This is a genomic window from Sphingobacterium sp. LRF_L2 (assembly GCF_965644235.1).
Taxonomy (GTDB): Bacteria; Bacteroidota; Bacteroidia; order Sphingobacteriales; family Sphingobacteriaceae; genus Sphingobacterium.
In genome coordinates this window covers 256,288-280,190 of the sequence record NZ_CBFFRI010000008.1, presented here as the reverse complement: position 1 = coordinate 280,190, position 23,903 = coordinate 256,288, and the positions used below count along the sequence as shown (strand labels likewise).

Here is a 23,903-nt window from a genome sequence, read left to right as displayed (position 1 = left end):
ATATGATCATGAAGTTTTTTAAACAAATAAAATCTATTATTTTTTTGGTGTTCGCATTATTCCTTGGATTATTTCAGGGCTGTAATTACCTCGATGTTGTGCCTGATAATGTGGCGACATTAGAAAATGCATTTGCTATGCGTAACACGGCGGAAAAGTACTTATTCACCTGCTATTCTTGGCTACCCAATTTTGCGACGTTAGACAATGGCAAAGTGAACCCTGCGCTTTTGGCCGGTGATGAATTTTGGGGGACTTATGGTGTAAACGCCCAGATTTCTTGGCGTATTGCCCGGGGAGAACAGGGGGTATCGAGCCCGTTGTTAAATTATTGGGATGGTGAAAATGCCGCTCCTTCACTCTATCAAGCTATTCGTGACTGCAATGTTTTTCTAGAAAATATTAATCAGGTGCCAGATATGACTGAGGATGAAAAACAACGTTGGACTGCCGAAGTTAAATTTCTAAAAGGATATTTCCATTTTTGGTTGATTCGCATGTACGGTCCCATCGTATTGGTAGATCAAAATCTGGATATCGATGCTGGTGTCTCGGAAGTTCGGCAGGCTAGGATACCGTTAGATTCGTGCATAAATTATGTGGTCCGCCTTTTCGATGAAGCATATACGAACTTGCCTGATGTGATAACGAATGAATCTTCTGAATTGGGACGAATTACGAAGACTATTAATCTTGCTGTAAAAGCATATGCACTCACTTGGGCAGCGAGTCCTTTGTTTAATGGAAATACAGATTATGCTAGTCTTTTAAATAGGGATGGGACAACTTTGATTTCCCAGACGAACGATGTAGAGAAATGGGGACGCGCGCTTGCCGCTATAGGAGAAGCTATCTCTTTTGCAGAAGAGCAGGGCGTAGCGCTGTATGAGTATCAACCGGGCAGCTTGCAGGCGGGGATTTCAGATACGACACGTATACAGACTAGTATACGGAACGTGGTTACCGAACGATGGAATAAGGAAGTGATTTGGGCTGATCCGAACAGTGTGATACCACAAAATTACTTAACGCCAAGAAGCTGGGATCCAGCGAAAAGTAATGACGGTCAATCGGGTCGATATGGTGTGCCTTTTAAGGTTGTGGACCTGTTTTATACAGCTCATGGTGTGCCTATAGACGAAGATAAAACTTGGGATTACGCCAGTCGCTACACACTAAAAACGGCGACAAATGCCGATAGATATAATATATCAACTGGATACACAACGGCCTTGCAGAATTTTGACCGTGAGAACAGGTTCTACGCCAATTTAGGGTTTGATGGAGGTATTTGGTACGGGCAAGGAAAATGGGATGATAATAGTGCTTGGCATCTGGAAGCAAAAAATGGACAGTATACGGGTATTTTTTCGAATAACTACAATGTGACGGGCTATTGGCCGAAGAAATTGATCAATATCAATAATCTTACGGAAGCTTCTTCTTATGTGTCTGAGTGGTATCCTTGGCCTGTTATTCGGTTGGCTGATCTCTATCTATTGTATGCAGAAGCTTCTAATGAGTATTACGGGGCAAATGAAGAGGCATTAAACTATCTAAATAAGATCCGGGCAAGAGCCGGCTTGGAAACGGTGGAATCGTCTTGGACAAATTACTCCAATATCCCGGATAAGTATCTTTCACAAGATGGACTTCGTCAGATTATTCATCGGGAACGGTTGGTGGAATTGCTTTTTGAAGGACATCGTTTTTGGGATCTGCGACGGTGGAAAGAAGCAGAGGCGGAGTTGAATAAGGATATTGTAGGTTGGTCGGTTCAGAAAGGAACGCAACAGGAATACTACCAGCCTGTGGTTCTATTTAGTCAAAAATTCCAAAAGAAGGAGTATTTGTGGCCAATTAAGGAGAATAGTATTATCGTTAATAGAAATTTAGTGCAGAATACAGGATGGTAAAGAAATATAAAATCCAAGGATTGCTTTATGCAATGGCTGGTGTGCTGAGTTTGATGTTGTTAATCGCAGCGTGTAAAGAAGAAAAATTAGGTCCCAGTGGTGAGGGGACGAAGCCTGCAGTTATTACCGATGTTTCGATTCGCAATGTGAATGGCGCTGCAGTATTACGATATAATATACCGGACGAAAATACGGCTTATGTATTAGCTGAATATGAGAGTAGGTCAGGTGTGTTAAGGTCTATCAAGTCCTCTCGCTTTAAAGATTCGCTCAAGGTCGACGGATTTGCCGCGGCGGGTAGCTACGAGGTGACATTGTATGCGGTCAATGATGGTGATGTACGTTCAGATCCATTAAAAATTACCGTTTCGCCTTTGGAACCGCCCTACAAGCGTATGTTGGAATCTTTGGTGATCGAATCTACATTTGGAGGGGTGATTGTCTCCTATGATAATCCTGATACGGCAGCGCTAAAAGTCGTTCTATTGACGGAAGAAGGAGGGGCCGAAAAATTGGTGGAATCATTTGGGGTGACATCCAAATCTGGACGTTTATTGTCTAGAGGATTTGAAAGTGCTGAACGAAAATTTGGTCTCTTTGTGCGCGATCGTTACGATAATTACTCGGATACAATTTACACAAGTCTCACGCCATTGTATGAGAAACAATTGGACAAAAGCAAATTTGCTGAACTAACATTGCAAGGAGATTTTAATACACCGAATAACAGTTCGCGTTCACGTTTGTCAAATATATGGGATGGCATAACAGCCAATGGTACAAATGATGATTTCTTTGCTACGGTAAATGGAGCCGGATTTCCCCAGACTTTCTCCTTTGATATGGGAGTGACAGCGACGTTGAGCCGGTTTAAATATTATCCCCGATCGGAGAGTTGTTGTGCTTATAAAAATTCTCCCCGTTATTTTGAGATATGGGGCTCGAATGTAGCAGACGGCGATTGGAGTAATTGGACGAAAATTGTAGACTGCGAAATGTTAAAACCTTCTGGGTTGCCGGATGGGGAATATAATTCCGTGGATGTGGCTTATGTTGAAAGCGGTATAGACTATGAAATCCCAGTGGGTACTCCCGCCTATCGCTATATACGGTTTAAGACGCTGTCGGTGTGGTCTTCTGGTAATATAGCCATTTATGAATTGACGTTTTGGGGAAGCGAATAGTGAAATGTAAACAAAATCGAATTTTAAACATTAATACTGGTATGATATGAAAAACAAAATGAAACTGCTGCTGGTACATTTGTTCCTTGTGTTGATAATCTTGCAAGGACATGCTCAAGAGAAGCCAAATATCGTTGTTATTTTGGTAGATGATCTCGGATTTTCTGATTTAGGCTGTTATGGGGGAGAGATTCCGACGCCAAACATCGACAAATTAGCCCAAGAAGGTGTTCGATTAACTAATTTTTATAATACGGCTCGTTGTTGTCCATCGCGTGCCGCTTTGCTAACGGGAGTTTATCCACATCAAGCTGGAATAGGTCATATGATGAATGATCGTGGTGAGAATCACCCTGCGTACCGAGGGCACCTGAATACAGAAACGGTCACCTTTGCCGAGGTTTTGAAAGATGCTGGATACTTTACAGCGATGACAGGCAAATGGCATGTAGGTCAGGCAGCTGGCGTAATCCCGTCGAAGCGAGGATTTGACCGTTCATTAAATGCTCCTGCGGGAGGATTTTATTACGGATCGGGAAACAATGCTAAGGTTTTTTTAGATGGGAGGTTATTGGATAATGATGCCCCAGAATTACCTAAAGATTGGTATAGCACTGATTTATGGACTCAATACGGTTTGAAGTTTATCGATGAAGCAATAGACGAACAGAAGCCTTTTCTATTGTATTTAGCGCATAATGCGCCTCATTTTCCACTCCAGGCTCCTCAAGAAGAAATAGATGTTTTCCGTGGAAAGTATCTGGAGGGATGGGAGGTTTTTCGTCAACGTAGGTATGAGAAACAACAAGAATTAGGGTTGATTGACAAGTCGTGGAAGTTACCTCCTTTTAACCCCAATGTGCCAAAATGGGATTCGTTAAGCAGTGTGGAGAAAGATAGATACGACCATATGATGGCTATTTATGCGGCAGTAGTATCTCATCTGGATCAAAGTGTGGGCGAATTGGTTGCTGGTCTGAAAAAGCGAGGGGTATTTGACAATACCGTTATTGTTTTTATTTCGGATAATGGCGGAAATCCAGAGCCTGGTGCCGCTGGACGTTACGAAGGTGCGAACCCAGGCGATGCTGCATCAACCGTATTCTTAGGGCAGGGTTGGGCTGAGGTAGGTTGTACACCTTTTTGGGCATATAAACACCATACGCATGAGGGAGGAATTTCCTCTCCTGGTATTATTTCTTGGCCGGCGGGCATTCCTGCATCTCGAAGAGGTGTTTTTGAACGCCAACCAGCGCATATTACGGATATATTGGCTACAGTAGTCGATCTTGGTGGTGGTCAGTATCCGACGAACTTTGCTGGAAATGAAATTAAACCAACAGAAGGGGTTAGTCTTACACCGTTGATCCAAGGGAAACATCTGGAACGCAAACAGCCAATCTTTTGGGAACATGAAGGTAACAGGGGTGTGCTGGATGGAAAATGGAAACTGGTTGCTGAATGGAAAGAAAGTTGGCAATTGTACAATTTGGAAACGGATAGAACCGAAATTCATAATGTGATCAACGAACAACCGGAGATTGCGTCCCGTTTGATTGCACAGTATGCCGGTTGGGCGCAGCGTGTAAACGTGGAGCCTTGGACAAGTGGCGTGAAATGGTTTTATGATTATGAACAAGCAAAAGATGAAAATAATAAGACAACAAAAGAGTAGTACTTTCTATTTGTGGTATGTGGTTTTTATAGCGTTGGAAATGACGTTCTCTCATTCCATAATTGCGCAAACATCGAATAAAAATAATGTTGGTAAAGGAAGGGCGACTAAACCAAATATTGTCATTATTATGGCGGATGACTTGGACAGTAAACAATTGAGCTGCTATGGTGGAGTCAACATGCAAACACCTCATATCGATCGATTAGCGAAAGAGGGATTAAAATTTAACAACTTAATTGCTTCGGAGGCGATGTGTGTCCCTACCCGTGCTTCTCTATTTACTGGATTATACCCAGCTAGACATGGTGCTTTCCAGAATCATAAACCGGTTTACAATGATCTGAAAAGTGTAGCCCATTATCTTCAGGCGTTAGGCTATCGCGTTGGGTTGAGTGGAAAAGATCATGTGACCAAGCCGGCTGCGACTTTTCCTTTTGAGATTGTTCCCGGTTTTGAAAAAAATTGTGTCGCAACTACGGATGATTATTTTTTGGATAGTATTGCAGGTTTTATCAGTCAAGATAGAGAACCTTATTGCCTTTTTGTAATGAGTATAAATCCGCATGCTCCCTGGACTGTTGGTGATCCTGATGAATTCGATCCTCAAAAATTAGTACTACCTGCTCATTGGGTAGATACAGAGATTACAAGGAAGCATTTCACGAAATACTTGGCCGAAGTAAGACGATTGGACAACCAGGTTGGGGATGTGCTTCAGCTCTTAGAAAGCACTGGAGAATTGGATCATACTATCGTGATATTTTTAGGTGAGCAAGGAGCGCAATTTCCAGGTGGAAAATGGAATTTGTATGATAACGGACAACGAAGTTCTATGCTTATACGTTGGCCCAAAGAAATTGCTAAGGCCTTAGAAACAGATGCTATTGTGCAATATGAGGATATTACACCGACTTTAATTGCATTAGCAGGAGGAAGCCCGATCAAAACCCTTGATGGAAAGAGTTTTCTTCCTGTGATAAGGAATCCGGCGAAATCTTTCCGACAATACGCTTTTGGTATACATAATAATCGTCCAGAAGGACCATCTTATCCGATAAGGAGTATTCGAAGTGATCGCTATAAATTGATTTGGAACCTAAATGCGGACAGCAACTACTATATTAAATACATGATGAATCCTAATAATACAGACTTGGCTTATTCGTCATGGCTAAAGAAAGCGGAGACAGATGATTATGCAAAATTCTTGACACAACGTATAGCCAAACGCCCTACTCTTGAGTTTTATGATCTGGAAAATGATCCCTATGAATTGAAAAATCTGGCGGAGGATACCCATTACAGTAAAGTGATTCATGGCCTGAGGAAGGAGTTGTCCGCTTGGATGGAGGAGCAGGGAGATTTGGGAGTAAGTATGGATGTACCGCTAAAGAAAAAATAAGAGGCATAACCTCTTTAATGTTCAAGATATTGATTTTAAATAGAAAAAATATGTATTTATTCCCAATGAGTAAACGTCACTTTGGGCTATCAAGGATACTTTACGGGCTGGTGCTGCTAATTGCATTGTCTTTTATCCCCTTTTGTTGTTTAAATGCGCAGCAAGATCGTCATCCTAATATTATTCTGATTTTGGCTGATGATCTTGGCCTTGGTGATATCGGTTGTTATGCTGGAAAATATGAAACGCCCAACATTGATCGAATAGCTGAAGAAGGAATGCGATTTACGGATTATTATAGTGCGTCGCCTATTTGCTCGCCTTCTAGGGCTGGTATTTTGACAGGGAGATTTCCTGCAGCCCTACATTTTACGACATTTTTGAATACGAAGGCGGACAACAAAAGAAAAGAACAGGTTGATTTTTTGGATCCAAATGTACCCTCGGTAGCGAAATTGCTTAAAGAACGGGGATACACTACGGGACATTTTGGTAAGTGGCACCTAGGGGGGGGGCGCGATGTTGACAACGCGCCTAACTTTGACCGTTATGGATTTGATGTTTGGGCAAGTACTTATGAAAGCCCAGATCCTGACCCAGCAATAACTGCAACAAAATGGATTTGGAGTGATCAGGATAGTATCAAGCGGTGGAACCGTACAGCATACTTTGTAGATCGTACATTAGAATTTTTGAAAGAAAATAAAGAACGACCTTGTTATGTTAACCTTTGGACTGACGATGTGCATACACCTTGGGTAGCGGGTGACGATGAAAATGGAAGATATCCAGGGAAGCCACAAGATGAGGAAAGTTTTAAAGCTGTATTAATGCAATTTGATAAACAGATTGGTCGATTGATGGATGGTTTGAAGGAACTTGGCTTAGACGAGAATACGTTGGTTATTTTTACGAGCGATAATGGGCCTTTGCCAAATTTCAGGCAGGATCGTTCTGCAGGATTACGGGGGAGTAAACTCTCTTTGTATGAAGGGGGAATACGCTTGCCTTTTATTGTACGGTGGCCTTCGCATATTCAATCGAACAGGGTGGATAGTGTATCACTGCTGGCTGCTGTGGACTTGTTACCTTCTTTTTTAGCACTTGCAGGTACTCCTAAACATAATGTACCTATTCTTGATGGTGAAGATAGAAGCATGCTATGGTTTGGCCAAAAGGCAGATCGTAGTAGACCATTGGTTTGGGAATATGGACGTAATAGTCATTTCGGTTTTCCGAAGGAAGAAAATAAAAGTCCTGCGTTAGCATTGCGCGAAGGACGTTGGAAGTTACTGATGGATGCAGACGGAGGAAAGACAGAATTGTACGACTTGGAAAAGGATCCACGTGAGACGCTGAATCTTGCGAATGAACAGCCTAGGTTGGTGCAGGACCTGAAGAAATATTTATCGAACTGGTGGCGGTCACTACCACAATTTATATCCGATAATTAAGTCTATAAGTTAAGGGGAAGTTAGGATATATATCATGTAATGTGAGTATTTTCTCTCTCTCTCGAACAATTATTTACCTGTTTTCAGGGGTTGTTTTCTTTTCGTATTCATTCGATATTCGTGTAATCTTACGTTGTAGTGTCATAGCGTGATTAGAAAAAGGAAACTAGGATGAGGCTCCATCAATTGTTATTATCTATTCTTTTTATGGGAATAGGGTATTCTCCAGCGCAGGTTTTACAATTAGGGACAAAACTGGATAAAAAACTGATGTTCAACGCAACGTTAAATTATCCTTTTTTCTTTTCTAAATATAAGGCTTACGAATTGATGGTCGGATTAGACTATTCCTCGAAGAATAACCAAATGCCTTCGGGAATAGCGCCACAAGTAACATATGGTTACTTTTTGGTGGAAAGACCTGCTAGAGATTATTTGCTATTTACAGGATTAACAGCTGGCTATGTACTGGATTTAAATAAAGAGTTTGACAATCAATTTCGCGTGAGTCCACATCTGTATGCGGAGATCAAGTTTGTCGCTATCAAAGTTGGTTTTGACTATATGTTACCTTTGAAACGAGGATATCCTTTTATTTCGCTTGGATTTGGGGGAGGACATTTGCTGCGACATTTTAAGGTGATGTAGCGGGGTATGGAATATACAAAAGCTGATTTTCTGCTGTTATGAGCCAAATCTAATGGTTTATATAAAGGTTGGCTTGTCGAGATTGAAAATAACGATTGTAGATCTGTATTTTCAGCAGCTATATACGAGATTTGTGTCGTGGATTTACGGAATATACCACTTATTTAAAACATGTTTTTTTGATAAGTAAGCCATCTTATAATTTTTTAAATACAGAACGTAATCTTTTCAAAGTTTACGTTGTTTCGATTAACTTAGCTAATCGATTTGACGAAGAATTCTGATGTTACTTAGCTATGAAGTGTTATTGTTTTTTTGTTTGCATATCTGTATTTTTTCTTATGGTGGTATCGTGTCAAAATACGGCTGAGGATTTGAAGTACGGCATTTTGGCTTATGATAAGGATGATGCCATTGTATTTGCTTCGACCGCTGATCTAAAAAAGGGAAATATGAAGCTTCATCAGGCAAGTAAAACAGAAGACGAAATTTTTTTTACGGAAAGAGCTGGTTATTATTATGCTATTAATCAAGATCGTGGTGAATTTGTTAAATATCGCATTGAAAAAGAGGGGCTAAAAAAAGAATCTGCGTTTGAATTTGTTCAATCTACTTCATGGAGAGCAGTTGCTAGCTGGCATAGTTGGGTTTCAGATCACGAGATTTTATTGGGTAGTAGCTGCTCTGGTAAACAGTTTATGTATGTTTTGATCGATGTGGACAAGATGGAGGTAGTACGGTATGGCAAATTGGACATACCGCTTCCTGATGAAGAAATGAATTATGGTGGGGTTATGGGCCGGTTGGTTGATTCTACGCTGTATATCGCCTACATGCTTTATCCTTATACGAAAATGGAAGAACCTGCAGGTGATACGATTTATTTGGCCTCTATTGATTATCCGTCGATGAGAACTAAAAATATTACAGTGGATGCTCGATCTACTTTTCCTGGTGGATACAATTTGTTTTGGCAGGTTTCGGCGGTACACAATGGATACTTATATTTTATTGCCCAACCTGGAAATAGACTGCGTTTCCATCCTACGCATCGACCAGCAATTATGCGTATTAAAATAGGTGATGAGTATATTGACCGCGATTATTTTTTTCAACTTTCGGATAATGCAATGATGGAATATTATGGGTTGTTCGATATTGGTGAAGGAAGAGTATTAACAAAAGCTGTAGACAATAGATTGGTACAGGAGTTTTCTGACTATTTTACTCGCAATATCGTGGATTATTACTTGTTGGATTTGGAACATATGCTGACAATGAAAATGCCTCTTCCCAAGGATGTTCTTGACTTTCATTCAAACGTCTGTCAACAGGGAAATACACTTTATATCGGGATTAGGGATACGCTAGGAGAATCAGATGTATGGCTCTACGATTTGTCTAGTCGTCAGGCTGATAAAGGGTTACATGTAGAAGGTGAATTGCTCATGTTAAATAAAATGCCTTAGTTGTTTGCGATTAGTCTAAATAAGATATAGATTTGTAAGGTGCTATTAGCACAGCTACTGCCTAATACCATGAGTGAGACTTTACATACTATAGACAAAGAAACCTTTGAGCAAATTTATCGCAAATACTGGAAAAAGATTTTTGGGATTTGTTTCTATCGTATCGGAGACGAACATATTGCAGAAGAAATTGTGCAAGATATTTTTCATTCTCTTTGGGAAAGAAGAGAACGTTTTGTTATGAATGGACCTATTGAAGGATATCTTGTTCGGGCGGCAAAATTGGAGGTTTTAGATTTTTATAGAACGGGAAGTCGACGAAGTTCTATACAACAAAATGCTCTTTCTTCATTTTCAGAGATTGATGATAGTACCGAACAATCTATATTTGAGAAAGACCTTCAAAAGCATGTGGAGCAGCTTCTCTACCAACTGCCGCATTCCTGCCGTGAGATTTATCAATATAGTCGGGTGCGCGGAATGAAGAACAGGGAGATTGCAGCACATCTCTCGATCTCCATAAAAACCGTAGAATACCATCTTTGTCGCGCATTAAAATTTCTTAAAACCAATTTGCAAGAATATAAAGTTTAAAAAAACAAATAATTTACTAGGGTAAACCGTTTCTGATACGGATATATATAAAACGAAGTCTGTGAAACCCATAGTGAATAAAGAATTATTAGAACGATTTCATCAAGGTAACTGTAGTGATGCTGAACGAAAGTTGGTGTTTCAATGGCTTGAAATGGGTGACGATGAACAGCTTTTCCTGTCTTCCGATGAAATGAATAACATGGAAGCCCGTCTTTGGCAAACCATAAAACCTTATAAAGAGAAGAGGAATACAATTGTTATTTATCGTTTTGTGGGTGTGGCCGCTTGTTTATTGCTATTGTTTAGTTTGTTGTGGAATTATAACGATCACCATGCTCCGCAATTTTATACGTTGAAAGGGAAGGAGATGAGGGAGTTGATGGTTCATGGTGTTAATTTTAGAATGTTGAGTGGAGGCGATGCACAGTTGGTGGCAGATAAGAATGGGACAGTCGGAAATTTAACATTTTGTGGTGCTATAGAGATTTCCAATACGAGTGAGAAGGATATGGAATACAAACTGAACCTTCAATGTGCAAATTCTACTTTTGCCACGAAGAATGTTACACTAAAAAAAGGTAAAACATATATTGCCATGCATAATTACTATAAAACTGATGAACTTGTTATTTTGAAGAAGGAAAATTTGATCGAATTCGCTGATATGGTTCCAGCTGACCTACGCGAAGAATTTAGTATTTAATCAAGGAGCCATACAGCGCTAACTGTATGACTCCTACAGGCCTTCGTGTTGTTGACGCAACATTCAGGCTATTACCTTAAAAATGTACCATTTTAAAAGCAATGCAAATTAACAATTTTTTGCATACAAAATTCTTATGTCTTTTTGTATGTACACTCTTTTCGATGGCCACTTGGTCGCAGACGCGTGTGGAGCAAAACTTAACGGTTTTAACTGGTAAAGTAACCGATCACCAAGGGCTCCCTTTGGAGAATGTATCCGTCCAATTGCTGCCTGGTAGGCTTGGAACTGTCACGTCGGCTGACGGTTTTTTTTCAATAGAAAACTTAAGCCCTGGAGAGTATACCTTGAAAGTTTCTCTATTGAATTTTATCCCTAATGAACAGAAACTTGTATTAACTGTTGGCGATACCTCTTCGATATGGATTAAACTCCGTTCTGATGATAAGCAGATTGCAGACGTCGAAGTAATTGGTAAAAGTGAAGTTCAGAAAAAGAAAGAAGAGGCTTTCACCGTAAATGCAATTGATACCAAGCTTTATGCGAATTCTAACGTCGACTTGAACCAAATTCTTAACCGTAGTACGGGGGTCAGAGTACGCGAGTCTGGCGGGCTGGGATCTGATTTTAACTTTTCTGTGAATGGACTTTCGGGGAAGGCAGTTCGGTTCTTCATCGATGGGATACCATTGGAGACAATGGGAACCTCGATGTCTCTAAATAATATTCCGGTGAATTTAGCACAACGTGTGGAAGTATACAAGGGCGTTGTCCCTGTTGATTTGGGCTCCGATGCTTTAGGGGGAGCGGTAAATGTCATAACCGATCAACAAGTGAGAAATTATTTGGACCTCAGTTACAGCTACGGTTCGTTTAACACGCACCGAACAGCTGCAGTTGGACAATTTATGGATGCAAAATCAGGATTGACACTTCGCCTGAACGCTTTTCATAATTACGCTAAAAATAATTATACCATGGAAAATATCGAAGTGTGGAATGAAGAGGCGTATGCTTATTTGCCAAGTAGGGTGAAACGTTTCCACGATAAATACCAATCTGCTATGCTACAAATGGAATTGGGGGTATCGAACAAGAAATGGGCAGATGTTTTATTTATAGGGGGTTCTTATTCTGGTAATCGAAAAGATATACAGACCGGAGCTTCGCAGGAAGCCGTATTTGGAAATGCGTTTTCGAAAGGGGAAGCTTGGAATTCTACGATACGCTATCGTAAGGATAATTTGTTTATCAATGGATTAAACTTTAGTGTTTTTGGATCGTACACAAATGATAGATCTGAAATCGTTGATACAGTTTTGCGTCGTTATGAATGGGATGGTACTTGGGTGTCTTCTACTACGGCAGAGTTGGGAAATCAACGCTCTATAAATAATATCTGGCGTCCAGTGCTTTTTGCCCGTGCGAACCTAGCGTACGAGATTACAGATAACCATGCCATTAATGCAAACTACACGCTAGATCGTACGACAAATAAGATGTTTGATAAGTATGCTGTCAGTGATACAACGAAGGATGTGATGACTAAGCAGATTATCGGGTTGTCCTATCAGCAAACATTTTTTAAGAAACGCCTATCGAATACCTTTTTTACAAAATATTATGGTACTGACTTCGCTATTGAACAGGAAATCGGTTATTATTCTGGGAGTGCTGAAGATGGTACAGGAGCAAATGGCGATTGGGGTTACGGAGTGGCTTCGCGATTTCTGCTAACAAATAAAATCGGGATAAAAGCGTCCATGGAAAAGGCATACCGTTTACAAAGTGCATTGGAGATGCTTGGTGATGGAATGAATACGATTCCCAATTATACTTTGCGACCTGAAAATAGTCGGAATATAAACGCGGGAGCTTTTCTATCTCATGAATTCGGATTTTCACACCATCTTTTTTTGGAAGGAGGGTGGTTTTACCGGGATGTACAAGATTTTATTTATCCTGTCGTACTCTTGACAAACCAAAGTCAGTATAAAAATGTTTCAGCTGTGAAAGTAAAAGGATGGGAGGCAGAAGGGCGATACACGTATGGTAATTTGGGTGGATTGATGCTCAATGTAAGTTATCAGGATGCTGTAAATAACACCTTGGAATATGAGGGTAAAAGAGATATTTCCTTTGGTAACCGTATTCCAAACCAACCTTGGTTTTTTGGAAATATGGAATTAAATATCGGTAAGGATAATTTTCTTGAGAAGGATACGCGCGTGCAGCTGAATTGGTATACACAGTACGTGCATTGGTTTTACAAGACTTGGGAAATTATTGGAGACCCGGATGGTAAAGCAACAATCCCGACACAGTTGGTGCATAATCTTATGCTTAGTTACGCGATGCAGCAAGGAAAGTATAATGTTTCCGTTGAATGCAGAAACCTCACCAATGAGACTGCTTACGACAATTTTCGACTTCAAAAGCCTGGTAGGGCTTTCTATATAAAATTCAGATATTTCATACGTTAAAACGAACATCAAAATGTTAAATAATTATACTTATAGAAGGTCTTCTTTGTTCTTCTTTTCGCTAATCAGCATGACATTCTTTTTTGCGTGTAAAAAGAATGACGAAGCGAAGGCCTATGGTAGTGGAGAACAAGGTAAATATGCCGTTTGGGCAAGAATTGGCAATTATCCGAACTCATCTACTTTTGTAGTCGATATTGCGTCCTTGGACACCGGAACTCTAAATTATATCAAAAGTGGCGTTGAGGTTGACGAAAAGCTACATTATGGATTGGTAGCGAAAGACGGCTATTATTACGAAACGCTGGGTAAGGGCCGGTTTGGGAAATATAGGGTAAAGGATAGCCGCTTACAAGTGGTTCAAGAGGTGCCTTTTACACACCTAAGTACGGAATATGCGCATACTTGGCAAGATGACCGCTTGTTGCTGGTTGGCACAAGTGGCGATAATAAAAAGGTGCTCTATGCGTCGATGGATACAATTCAATTGCGTATGACGTTGGGAGAAATTACTTTGCCGACTATTCCCGAAGGTTTTGACACTTATGCTATAGGTTTTCTACAATATAGACCCTCTGACAAAAAGATATTCTTAGGTTTCAATTATAAGTTAAGTAGCGATTGGACAAAGAACGATGGACAGGTTAATGTAGCGGTTATTAATTCGGAAAGCTTTGTAACCGAACAGGTATTGACAGATCGTAGGGCAAATAGCTCCGGCAATAATAATCTTTTTCAAATGTATTCCTTTCTCGACAAAAACGAGAATATTTACTTCTCTGCTGGAGGATTTCAAACAACAGGAGACAATTCTATGCTTTTACGCATAAAGAAGGAAGATACACAGATTGATGATACGTATTCGAATTTTTCTGACAATGCCTATTTCATATCAGGTATTTGGGATCTTCGGAATGGAAAAGCGATTATTCGTTACAGAAATTCGGAATTAAGTGGAAATCATGTGTACGCTTTTGGCCTACTTGATCTTGAAACGAGAGCGCTAAGCGCCTTGGAAGTACCTGCCTGTAGCTCTGGATCTATACAGAGTGTGATTGTAGAATCGGATAGAGCTTATATTCTAACTAATCACGAAGGAAATGAAGATGGATATATCTATACCTATATGATATCCTCTGGACAATTACAAAAAGGTATGCGGATTCCGTTGGGATACACTTGGTTATTGCGAATAGATAAAATGTACTAGGAGGAACTTATGCTAAAAAAAGTCTTTGCCTGGTTGCATTTGTGGTTAGGATTGTTGACAGGAATTGTTGTTTTTGTGGTTTCGATCACAGGGGGTATTCACGTTTTTCACGAGGAGTTTTTAGAATGGTTTCCAACGAAGGGAGATCCTACGGCAGTCGTTCACCAAATTCCTGCAGATGGAAGGAGGTTCCTCAAACCTTCAGAAATTGTTGAACATGTACAGACGCGAGAACACGGTGATTCTGTTGCTCTCACACCATTTATGATTCGTTATTTTAGGGATAAGGGATCGATTTTGTTAACAGGTGATAACCAGGGAGATCGTACTTGGTATACATTTGATCCTTATACGGGTGAAGTTTTGGAGCAAAAGATAGAGAATAAGAATGGATTGTTTATTGTGCAGAAAGGACAAATTATTAAAGATAATTTAAAAGCGTTTGAATTTTTTCCTTTTATTCTAGATGGGCATCTTAATTTATGGTTACCTCCTGCTATTGGCAATCCTATAGTCTGTTATTGTACATTGGGATTTGTTGTACTTTTGATTAGTGGTATCGTTTTATGGTGGCCCAAAAGTAAAGCCGCCGCAAAACAGCGTTATTGGTTTCGTTGGAAAAAGAGTACTAAATGGCGCAGAAAGAATTACGATCTGCATAATGTAAATGGGTTCTATGTTTTTATTTTTTTGCTGTTAATCGCGTTCACTGGACTATGTATAGGCTTGGAATGGATGCAAGAGGGGGTACATTATCTATTAGAGGGACACAGTGAGGAGGATGCCACGACTTTTAAATCAGTACCTCCTCAGGATGGTAAGCGTGCAATATCTTATATCACTTTATTGGATAGTGTTTTTGCTCAAGAAGAGTTTTTGTATCCCGAGGCGCATACCTATTCTATGTATTGGGCATTTCCATCCCCAAAAGATCCCGAGGCTACAAGTATGACCGTCGCTTATGTGGGAAGTGATGATTATCGTTCTTACTACGACCGTTATACTAATAAACGTATTGGAATGGATGAAGATGAGCATGAAGCTTCTCTGGCACATCAATTGGAACATTTATATCTGCCGATTCACGAAGGATCTATCGGCGGACTTTCTACTAAATTTTTGGCCTTCTTTGCAAGTTTGATTAGTGCTTCTTTACCGATCACAGGAGTTTACATTTGGTGGGGAAGACGTAATAAAAAAAGTAGTAAAAGGAAAGCTTAGGTATTAAAAGTTTGAGAGGTAGCATTCGATTATAGAAGCTACCTCTGAAAACTTTTAACAGGTTTGTTGGTTAATATAAGAGAGTGGATGGTTCGTTGTACAGCACTCTGATATTAGGTCTTTTCAAGCTTTTTCGTATGAATTTAAAATCGGGCATTCCGATCCTCTTGATTTTTATCATAGGTATCTTTTCTTTTTCTATCACCAATGCGCAGGTCGATTCCTCGCATTTTAACTTTCAGTCTTTTATGAATGTGACCTATAAGGTTCGCGGAGCGGATTCGTTGAAGCTTGATGTGTTTCTCCCCGCAGTCGCTAAAGAACGAAAGGTGCCATTGGTTGTGGTGGTACATGGAGGAGGATGGGCCTTTGGAAATAAAGATATGGATACGATCACCTATATGAGAAAGCTTAAGCAAGGCTTATTGCAGAATGGTTTTGCTGTGGCTAGTATTAGTTACAGTCTTGTTTCTAAAGAGGTACATCTCCCGACGCCGATTGAAGATTGCAAAGATGCTGTTCGCTGGTTGTACGCGCATGCTGAGGAATACAATTTTGATACGCATAACTATGGTATCTGGGGTGGGTCTGCAGGCGCTCACTTGGCGTTGTTAATAGCTTATTCTGATAAGGAAACATTTCAGGGAGATTCTCTTCTGAAAGCTTATCCTAGCCACTTAAACTACGTGATCGATAATTTTGGACCTACAGATTTAAATGAACTTTTTAAAGTGGATTTGGGAGGCGTATCCACGTTGATGTTTAAGGTTTTTATACGAAAAATATACGATATAAGACAAAAACTTACGTTTGCAATTACTGGTTATCAATTTGATGAAAATAAGACGCTGGTTAAGGAAACGAATGCCTTGTATTCTCCCTTAAATTTTGTGGAAAAGGGGGCGGTGCCGACATTGATTTTACATGGAACCAAAGATCGAATAGTTTCTGTACGCCAATCCGAACAGTTAAAACAACAATTAGATAAATGCGCTGTTCCAAACAACCTGATCCTTGTTGAGGATGGTGATCATGGTTTTAATAAAATTTCATCGGATAAAATGGATGAATTAATAGGGTTGTCTATCGAGTTTGCAAAAAAACAAACGAAATGATAAACGGCATTGCTAATGCATGTTTCCAAATCGGATTACCCCGAACAATCCGAACACAACAAGTAATGACGTGTAGCCAGGAAAACTAATACAGCAGTAGACAAAAATATGTGCACAAAAAATGAGTACTAAAAAAGTATGGCTTTTTTAACCGAATCCATGCGAAAAAGTGCAAGTAGCCCAGCTAGGCTTATGATGATTAGAATGATAGGCAACATGGTCGCGAAGGTAATAACCTGTTGTTATTCATTCATTAATATAGTGTTAATCGATTGTTAATCTTTTTTTGCCAAAATATAAGTTTACTTCGTTTCTGATCTAGAAGAGTATGTCTGTTCTACTTCATTGATGAATGCAATCTGTGCTGGGTTCACCTTCTTTTTCGCTTCGTCAGAGGGAAACCATTCCCAACGATCTACCTCAGGTATTTGTATTATTTTGCCGGATTTTGGTGGCCATTCTAAATCAAAAGAATTACTAAATAATTCGGTGTTATCAAGATCGCCTTCAACAGCCCAGGCATACACTGTTTTTCCGGATTTTTGGCGGATAGGTGATAATGCGCTAAAGTTTCCTTGAATTGATTGTCCTGTTTCTTCTTTGAATTCTGCAATGGCCCGGTCTAACGCGACTTCATTACCCTCAATTTCTCCCTTAGGTATAGACCATGCGCCGAAATCTTTGTTTCGCCAAAAAGGACCACCAGGATGGACTAGAAAGTAATAAAAATGCCCTTTTTTTTGTTTGTAGAGCAGAATGCCTGCGCTCGCTTTCATCAGGATGTCGGATTTTTTTGCAAAATGATAGCTGTTATAGCAAACCTAACAAAAGAAAAATGAAAAAGTTAATGCAAACTTAAGTAAGAGAATAGGGCAGATAGAAAAATGTAAATTCTAGATTAAAAAGATTTGTTTTGCTGTTGCCGAATTTTTTTCGTTTTTTAAATTAAAATTCGTTCGTTTTTTCGAAATTATTATATCTTTTTGTTTATTGTTTGGTATTGACCATTTTTGTTAAAAGTAAGCTTTTTATGATAAATCAAAACAAGGCTGTTTTTGTCAGCTCCGAAACAGGTCGATTACGCAGAGTATTGGTGCATAGCCCAGATAGCGGATTGGGAAAAGTGGTACCCTCAAAAGCTCAAGACTGGTTATTTGAAGATATTGTACACTTGGATACTATCCGAAAAAATGAATACGATCTCTACACGAAGATCTTACTTTATTTCCTCGATCCGGATAAAATTAAGGGTAGGCTTGCACAGATTGATTCGGAACATGAGGACCGCAGGTTTTATAAACCAGGGATGGCCGAATTTTTTAGTTCCGATCGGGTGGTAGAGCTTCAAGAATTGTTGATTGATGTGCTTCAGAATGAAAGTATAAAACAACAATTGGTTTCTTCTGTTTGTGCCATCGAAGCATGCACATTTGAGTTACAACAGGAGATGTTGGCTTATTCCGCAGCCGATTTAGCAAGGTTATTCTTTACAGGAGCGCTACAAAATGATCAGCTTATTTTTGCGCCGATCCCAAATTTTATTTTTACGCGCGATATCGGTATTGTGATCAATGATTTTATTTTACTAAACAAGCCGATGAAAGAAGCTCGAAAACGTGAAGCATTGCTTGCTAAATATATCTTTTTTCACCATCCTTTATTTATCCATTACCGTGATAACGTGCTCGAACTCACGGAATCGCCGCACCAATTTTTGCGATCGTCGGATGAATTGGGCGGACGTGTGACGCTCGAAGGTGGAGATGTAATGGTAGTCTCTGCTGATCACGTATTGGTGGGAGTAAGTGAACGTACGAGTAAGGAGGCTGCAGCACAAGTAACAAAGTTGCTCTTCGAACGGAATGTGGTTCGTAAAGTCACTGTTGTTCAAATACCGAGTAAGAGGGATTACATGCATATTGATACGGTTTTCACACAAGTGGCCAAAGAGGTTTGGGTCATGCTAGGGGACTTTTGCACCGCACGAATAAAGGGACGTGAGTTGGATGCGGTGGATCGTACATTGGACTTGCGATCGCATGTGGCAGATCAGCTTCGTATTACCCAATTTGAGAAAGGAAACGAGGATAAGCCTCGAACTTTTACTTCATTGGAAGAACTTCTAATAGATATCAGTGTGCTTGATCTCGATCAAAAAAAGGAAGATGTTAAAATCATACTGTCTGGAAATGCGATATTTCCTTATGATGCTCGGGAGCAGTGGACGGATAGTTGTAATTTATTGGCATTAAAAGATGGTGTCGTTCTAGGTTATGATCGTAATGATATGACCGTTGAAGCTTTTCGTCAAGCTGGGTTCGCTATAATCAAAGCACAAGAACTAATTGATGGACTTGAAGAAGGAACACTGATTACCGACGCTATTGAACGTACATTGATTTTGATGCCGTCGGCGGAATTGTCGCGTGCACGTGGAGGGTTTCATTGTATGAGTATGCCTTTATTGAGAGATTAGTTATGACAAGTTTATTGATGATACGACCTGTAGCTTTTGGATTTAATGCCCAAACAGCTGTAAACAATGCTTTTCAGCAACAGGATGAGAATATAGTGCAGGTAAAAACGAAGGCCATTGAGGAGTTTGACAACTTTGTGGATAAACTTAAATGCGCTGATATAGATGTGTTGGTGATCGAGGATACGGAAGAACCGCATACACCAGATAGTTTGTTTCCGAATAATTGGATATCGTTTCACGAAGATGGAAAGGTTGTACTGTATCCTATGTATGCGGAAAATAGACGTTTGGAAAGAAAAGAAACGGTGTTATCGACTGTCTACGAAAAATTTAAGGTGAATGAACTACTTGATTTGAGCGCTTACGAGCAACAGGGGATTTTTCTGGAAGGAACGGGGAGTTTTGTACTGGACCGAGATAGGAAAATAGCTTACGCCTGTTTGTCTCCAAGGACAGATGCGGGATTGTTTACGGAGGTATGTGATTTGTTAGGATATCAAGCTGTGGTTTTCCACGCCTACGATAAAAATGGAGCAGCAATATACCATACAAATGTGATGATGTGTATCGCAGATAGTTATGCCGTGATTAATTTAGACAGTATACCGGAAGATGAACGTGAGGGGATAAAAACAAAAATTGAGGAATCTGGAAAGGATATAATTGCAATAACTCATGAACAAATGGATCATTTTGCGGGAAATATGCTGCAGGTGCGAAATAGTAGGGGGATTCCTTATTTAATTATGTCTACACAGGCATGGGAAACATTGGACGAAGTACAGAAACAACTTCTGAAAGGTCGTAATCCGATTATTCATAGCGATTTGGCTACTATCGAGAGAAATGGAGGAGGCAGCGCCCGTTGTATGATGGCCGAAGTTTTTTTGCAAAGTAATTTCTAGTTTAATGATGTGATATGGGAAAACAGCCTGATCTTCTACGATATTTGGCAGTTAACTTTACTTGTGAGGCGGATACAGCGAATTGTGTCCTTTTGGTATAAACTTAATTGAAATAAATAATATACATAAATGAAAATAGACTATACGATTCCTGTAGAATCTGCGAAACTGATCGAAATCGAAGAGAAATACGGAGCACATAATTATCATCCGCTTCCTGTAGTGTTAAAAAAAGGTGAAGGTCCATTTGTCTGGGATGTGGAAGGAAAAAAATACTTTGATTTCTTGTCGGGCTATTCGGCAGTGAATCAAGGTCATTGTCATCCCAAGATTATAGCTGCACTTGTGGAACAATCACAACAGCTGACTTTAACATCACGTGCATTCCATAGTGATAAGATGGCAGATTACACCGCATATATTACCCGTTATTTTGGATATGATAAGGTTTTGCCTATGAATACCGGTGTTGAAGCCGTGGAGACTGCAATAAAACTGGCCCGAAAATGGGGATATGGGGTTAAAGGTGTTGCAGAAGGGCGTGCGAAAATCGTTACCGTTGAAGGTAATTTCCATGGTCGTACTGTTAATGTCATTTCGTTCAGCACGGATGCTACTGCTAGGGATGGGTTTGGACCTTTTGTACCGGGGTATATCAGCATTCCCTACAACAATTTAGATGCATTGAAGGCTGCACTACAAGATGATGATGTCGTGGCATTTCTGGTTGAACCTATTCAAGGTGAAGCTGGCGTTTTTGTTCCTGATGAGGGGTACCTTGCTGAAGCTTATCGCTTGTGCAGAGAGAATAATGTCTTATTCATCGGAGATGAAATTCAAACGGGTTTGGCAAGAACGGGGAAAATGTTAGCCTGCGACCACGAAAATGTACGTCCTGATATCTTGATTTTAGGTAAAGCGCTAAGTGGAGGAGTGCTTCCTATCTCGGCCGTGTTAGCCGATGACGATATTATGTTAACAATTCAGCCAGGTGAACACGGATCTACTTACGGCGGAAATCCATTGGCATGTGCTGTTGCTATTGCATCATTATCTGTTTTAAAAGACGAAGGATTAGCGGATAAAGCCGCCGAATTGGGGGAATATTTTCGTGATGAGCTGAGAAAAATTGCACATCCTGCTATACAAGAAGTACGCGGGAAAGGGTTGTTGAACGCCATTGTGGTCAAACATCCTAATGCGGAAGCAGCATATCTTTTGTGTGTAGAACTGATGAAGAAAGGACTTTTAGCAAAGCCAACTCATGGTGATAAGATTCGCTTCGCACCACCTTTGGTGATCAGCAAAGAGCAACTTACGGAAGCATTAGCAATTATTAAGGACAGTTTAGCTGTGTTGTAATCGATCGATAATGCGGCATAATTGAGACTGGTAAACTCGCCTGGGATAGATGGGCAAAGGCTGCTTATCTCTTTTTTATGTAAAAAATCGATAGTCTACGGATGTTATAAAATGCTTTTGTGTTAGAACTTCGCCATATTCTTTTTAAATTTGTGTTAATCAACTAAGAGAGAAGAGCAAATGCCAGTCAAAATACCGAATAATTTGCCAGCAATTGAGCTGTTAAAAAAGGAAAATATATTTGTGATGAGTGATCTGAGGGCGAATGCACAGGATATCCGTGCGATGCGCATGCTTATCTTAAACCTTATGCCCTTAAAGATTTCGACGGAAACTGATTTTGTGAGATTGCTGTCAAACACACCTTTACAGGTGGAAATAGATTTCCTACGCTTAGATACACATACACCTAAAAATACATCACAAGAACATTTAGAGATGTTCTATAAAGGTTTCAGCGAGATTCAGGGGAATTTCTACGATGGTATGATTATCACAGGAGCGCCTGTAGAAATGATGAAATTTGAGGAGGTTTCCTATTGGGAAGAAATTACCAAAATTTTTGATTGGGCAAAGATACATGTTACCTCTACGCTCTATATTTGTTGGGCTTCCCAGGCAGCACTATATCATTTCTATGGTGTCGAGAAAGTGCCATTGAATGAGAAGTTGTTCGGTGTATTTAAACATACTGCAACTGAAAAGGTCAATCCTTTGTTTAGAGGTTTCGATGATGAATTCTTTATTCCCCATAGTCGGCACACGACTATTTTGAAAAGTGATCTTGAAAATAAAAAAGACATTACAATTCTATCTGAATCAGATGATGCAGGTGTTGCAATTCTTTCTTCTCGCGGAGGAAGAGAGTTTTATCTCACGGGACACTCTGAGTATGCTCCTTTGACGCTGCATGATGAATATACAAGAGATACAGAAAAGGGGTTGGAAGTCGATATTCCAGAGAATTACTATGCTGGAGATAAGCCTGAGAATGGACCTGTCGTAAGATGGACTGGTCATGCCAATCTTTTGTTCAACAACTGGTTGAACTATTTCGTCTACCAAGAAACACCTTTTGATTTGAACGAGGTTCCTTTGCTTGGGGAAATCAAGATTAATGGCTAATAGACAATAGAATAGGTCTGCAGGTCTTAATAGCTCTACAGAAAAAATACGCACTACGTATAAACCAGTGCCTGAAATAAGTTTCAGGCACTGGTTATGTTTTAAGATACCATGTTGCCATTGACACGACTGTACATCATTTTTTTTACGATACCAATGACCATTTTTCGCGGAAGTAGCCGGGGAATAAAAGACTGTATGTAATTAGCGCAACCAATAATTTTGTTGTTTTTGTTTTTTAAAAGTGCCTTCAGCGCTTGTTTTGCAACTTCATCGGGGCTCTCGAATGTCATACCTTCTGTATTAGCAGAAGCGTTGGTTTGAAAATCTGTACGTGTATTTCCAGGGCAAATGGCCGTGATAGAAATTCCTTTGTTGGAGTATTCGCCGTGTAAAGCTTCGGAAAAAGAAAGGACAAAGGCTTTACTTGCACAATAAACGGCGATATAGGGACAAGGTTGTAATGCTCCTGTTGACGCAATATTAATAATTCCTCCTTTTTTATTTGCAAGCATACCAGGTAGAATCTGATGGGTCAGATCGACCAATGACTGTACGTTGAGTTGTATCATTCTCGCATAAGTATCTGGCTCTTGTTCTAAAAAATTACTCCATTTGCCTACTCCCGCATTGTTAATAAGAAGATCAATTTCTATCTTTTTATCCCTTATACTTTTAATGATCTGACCGCTACTCTGTGAAAGGGAGAGATCAGCAACTATATAGGATACTTTTACAGCATATTTGCTTTTAATGTCTTCGCAAATGGATCGCAATTTATCTTCTGATCGTGCCGTTAGTACGAGATCAACAGACCGACTTGCTAACTGATAGGCGAAAGCTTTGCCAATGCCAGATGATGCGCCAGTAATGAGCGCGGTTTGAAAAGGGATTTTTTTCATTTTGTTATTTTTTGTTTCAACAAAGATGATAATCCCAGGTCCTTTGTGCA

General features: G+C 39.9%; 19 protein-coding genes. 17 read left to right on the top strand and 2 right to left on the bottom strand.

The genetic code is table 11. The features are described 5' to 3' along the window. The first annotated feature begins 8 nt into the window (after positions 1–8). From ACSZOX_RS17310 to ACSZOX_RS17250, 13 genes are all read left to right on the top strand, one after another. Positions 9–1,916: a RagB/SusD family nutrient uptake outer membrane protein gene (locus tag ACSZOX_RS17310; RefSeq protein ID WP_437921412.1), complete on the top strand. Its 1,908-nt coding sequence runs from the start codon at positions 9–11 to the stop codon at positions 1,914–1,916. Next, positions 1,910–3,100: a DUF5000 domain-containing lipoprotein gene (locus ACSZOX_RS17305; RefSeq protein WP_437921411.1), complete on the top strand. Its 1,191-nt coding sequence runs from the start codon at positions 1,910–1,912 to the stop codon at positions 3,098–3,100. Before ACSZOX_RS17310 ends, ACSZOX_RS17305 begins: the two co-directional genes overlap by 7 nt. A 46-nt stretch (positions 3,101–3,146) precedes the next feature. Then, a complete protein-coding gene (locus tag ACSZOX_RS17300) occupies positions 3,147–4,775 on the top strand; it encodes an arylsulfatase (RefSeq protein ID WP_437921410.1) in 1,629 nt (542 codons plus the stop codon). After that, positions 4,747–6,180 carry a sulfatase family protein gene (locus ACSZOX_RS17295; RefSeq protein ID WP_437921409.1) on the top strand — a complete coding sequence of 478 codons (1,434 nt, stop codon included), beginning with the start codon at positions 4,747–4,749 and terminating at the stop codon, positions 6,178–6,180. Before ACSZOX_RS17300 ends, ACSZOX_RS17295 begins: the two co-directional genes overlap by 29 nt. A 50-nt stretch (positions 6,181–6,230) precedes the next feature. After that, positions 6,231–7,634, top strand: coding sequence for a sulfatase-like hydrolase/transferase (locus ACSZOX_RS17290; protein WP_437921408.1), 1,404 nt, complete (start codon positions 6,231–6,233; stop codon positions 7,632–7,634). A 171-nt stretch (positions 7,635–7,805) separates the two neighbouring features. Then, entirely contained in the window at positions 7,806–8,282 is a 477-nt protein-coding gene (locus tag ACSZOX_RS17285) for a hypothetical protein (RefSeq protein WP_437921407.1), read from the top strand. Positions 8,283–8,623: 341 nt separating this feature from the next. Next, entirely contained in the window at positions 8,624–9,751 is a 1,128-nt protein-coding gene (locus ACSZOX_RS17280) for a hypothetical protein (RefSeq protein WP_437921406.1), read from the top strand. Between the two features lie 69 nt (positions 9,752–9,820). Continuing rightward, complete coding sequence (locus ACSZOX_RS17275) at positions 9,821–10,345, top strand: RNA polymerase sigma-70 factor (RefSeq protein ID WP_437921405.1); 525 nt, start codon at positions 9,821–9,823, stop codon at positions 10,343–10,345. A gap of 61 nt (positions 10,346–10,406) precedes the next feature. Continuing rightward, entirely contained in the window at positions 10,407–11,051 is a 645-nt protein-coding gene (locus tag ACSZOX_RS17270) for a hypothetical protein (protein WP_437921404.1), read from the top strand. A gap of 101 nt (positions 11,052–11,152) precedes the next feature. After that, positions 11,153–13,534, top strand: a complete 2,382-nt coding sequence (locus ACSZOX_RS17265; protein WP_437921403.1) for a TonB-dependent receptor plug domain-containing protein — start codon at positions 11,153–11,155, stop codon at positions 13,532–13,534. Between the two features lie 70 nt (positions 13,535–13,604). Further along, positions 13,605–14,744: a hypothetical protein gene (locus tag ACSZOX_RS17260; RefSeq protein ID WP_437921402.1), complete on the top strand. Its 1,140-nt coding sequence runs from the start codon at positions 13,605–13,607 to the stop codon at positions 14,742–14,744. Positions 14,745–14,753: 9 nt separating this feature from the next. Next, positions 14,754–15,965: a PepSY-associated TM helix domain-containing protein gene (locus ACSZOX_RS17255; RefSeq protein ID WP_437921401.1), complete on the top strand. Its 1,212-nt coding sequence runs from the start codon at positions 14,754–14,756 to the stop codon at positions 15,963–15,965. A gap of 137 nt (positions 15,966–16,102) precedes the next feature. Then, a complete protein-coding gene (locus ACSZOX_RS17250) occupies positions 16,103–17,080 on the top strand; it encodes an alpha/beta hydrolase fold domain-containing protein (RefSeq protein WP_437921400.1) in 978 nt (325 codons plus the stop codon). A gap of 302 nt (positions 17,081–17,382) precedes the next feature. Here ACSZOX_RS17250 and ACSZOX_RS17245 read toward each other — a convergent pair whose 3' ends face one another. After that, positions 17,383–17,856: an NUDIX hydrolase gene (locus tag ACSZOX_RS17245; protein WP_437921399.1), complete on the bottom strand. Its 474-nt coding sequence runs from the start codon at positions 17,854–17,856 to the stop codon at positions 17,383–17,385. Between the two features lie 254 nt (positions 17,857–18,110). On the opposite strand from ACSZOX_RS17245, the gene ACSZOX_RS17240 reads away from it, so the two are divergent. From ACSZOX_RS17240 to metA, 4 genes are all read left to right on the top strand, one after another. Beyond that, complete coding sequence (locus ACSZOX_RS17240; RefSeq protein ID WP_437921398.1) at positions 18,111–19,556, top strand: arginine deiminase family protein; 1,446 nt, start codon at positions 18,111–18,113, stop codon at positions 19,554–19,556. A 2-nt stretch (positions 19,557–19,558) separates the two neighbouring features. Further along, positions 19,559–20,464 carry a citrulline utilization hydrolase CtlX gene (gene ctlX, locus ACSZOX_RS17235; RefSeq protein WP_437921396.1) on the top strand — a complete coding sequence of 302 codons (906 nt, stop codon included), beginning with the start codon at positions 19,559–19,561 and terminating at the stop codon, positions 20,462–20,464. A 129-nt stretch (positions 20,465–20,593) separates the two neighbouring features. Beyond that, on the top strand, positions 20,594–21,826 hold the full coding sequence (rocD, locus tag ACSZOX_RS17230; protein ID WP_437921394.1) for an ornithine--oxo-acid transaminase: 1,233 nt from the start codon (positions 20,594–20,596) through the stop codon (positions 21,824–21,826). A gap of 180 nt (positions 21,827–22,006) precedes the next feature. After that, the gene (gene metA / locus ACSZOX_RS17225; RefSeq protein WP_437921393.1) at positions 22,007–22,951 is read left to right on the top strand and encodes a homoserine O-acetyltransferase MetA; all 945 of its coding nucleotides are present in this window, start codon (positions 22,007–22,009) and stop codon (positions 22,949–22,951) included. Between the two features lie 101 nt (positions 22,952–23,052). Here metA and ACSZOX_RS17220 read toward each other — a convergent pair whose 3' ends face one another. Further along, complete coding sequence (locus tag ACSZOX_RS17220; protein ID WP_437921392.1) at positions 23,053–23,853, bottom strand: SDR family NAD(P)-dependent oxidoreductase; 801 nt, start codon at positions 23,851–23,853, stop codon at positions 23,053–23,055. Positions 23,854–23,903: the final 50 nt, after the last annotated feature.

Bases quoted from the DNA above. Each gene is read 5' to 3' on its own strand.
- ACSZOX_RS17310 (WP_437921412.1), top strand. From the start codon at position 9: ATGAAGTTTTTTAAACAAATAAAATCTATTATTTTTTTGGTGTTCGCA.
- ACSZOX_RS17305 (WP_437921411.1), top strand. From the start codon at position 1,910: ATGGTAAAGAAATATAAAATCCAAGGATTGCTTTATGCAATGGCTGGT.
- ACSZOX_RS17300 (WP_437921410.1), top strand. From the start codon at position 3,147: ATGAAAAACAAAATGAAACTGCTGCTGGTACATTTGTTCCTTGTGTTG.
- ACSZOX_RS17295 (WP_437921409.1), top strand. From the start codon at position 4,747: ATGAAAATAATAAGACAACAAAAGAGTAGTACTTTCTATTTGTGGTAT.
- ACSZOX_RS17290 (WP_437921408.1), top strand. From the start codon at position 6,231: ATGTATTTATTCCCAATGAGTAAACGTCACTTTGGGCTATCAAGGATA.
- ACSZOX_RS17285 (WP_437921407.1), top strand. From the start codon at position 7,806: ATGAGGCTCCATCAATTGTTATTATCTATTCTTTTTATGGGAATAGGG.
- ACSZOX_RS17280 (WP_437921406.1), top strand. From the start codon at position 8,624: ATGGTGGTATCGTGTCAAAATACGGCTGAGGATTTGAAGTACGGCATT.
- ACSZOX_RS17275 (WP_437921405.1), top strand. From the start codon at position 9,821: ATGAGTGAGACTTTACATACTATAGACAAAGAAACCTTTGAGCAAATT.
- ACSZOX_RS17265 (WP_437921403.1), top strand. From the start codon at position 11,153: ATGCAAATTAACAATTTTTTGCATACAAAATTCTTATGTCTTTTTGTA.
- ACSZOX_RS17260 (WP_437921402.1), top strand. From the start codon at position 13,605: ATGACATTCTTTTTTGCGTGTAAAAAGAATGACGAAGCGAAGGCCTAT.
- ACSZOX_RS17255 (WP_437921401.1), top strand. From the start codon at position 14,754: ATGCTAAAAAAAGTCTTTGCCTGGTTGCATTTGTGGTTAGGATTGTTG.
- ACSZOX_RS17250 (WP_437921400.1), top strand. From the start codon at position 16,103: ATGAATTTAAAATCGGGCATTCCGATCCTCTTGATTTTTATCATAGGT.
- ACSZOX_RS17245 (WP_437921399.1), bottom strand. From the start codon at position 17,856: ATGAAAGCGAGCGCAGGCATTCTGCTCTACAAACAAAAAAAAGGGCAT.
- ACSZOX_RS17240 (WP_437921398.1), top strand. From the start codon at position 18,111: ATGATAAATCAAAACAAGGCTGTTTTTGTCAGCTCCGAAACAGGTCGA.
- ctlX (WP_437921396.1), top strand. From the start codon at position 19,559: ATGACAAGTTTATTGATGATACGACCTGTAGCTTTTGGATTTAATGCC.
- rocD (WP_437921394.1), top strand. From the start codon at position 20,594: ATGAAAATAGACTATACGATTCCTGTAGAATCTGCGAAACTGATCGAA.
- metA (WP_437921393.1), top strand. From the start codon at position 22,007: ATGCCAGTCAAAATACCGAATAATTTGCCAGCAATTGAGCTGTTAAAA.
- ACSZOX_RS17220 (WP_437921392.1), bottom strand. From the start codon at position 23,853: ATGAAAAAAATCCCTTTTCAAACCGCGCTCATTACTGGCGCATCATCT.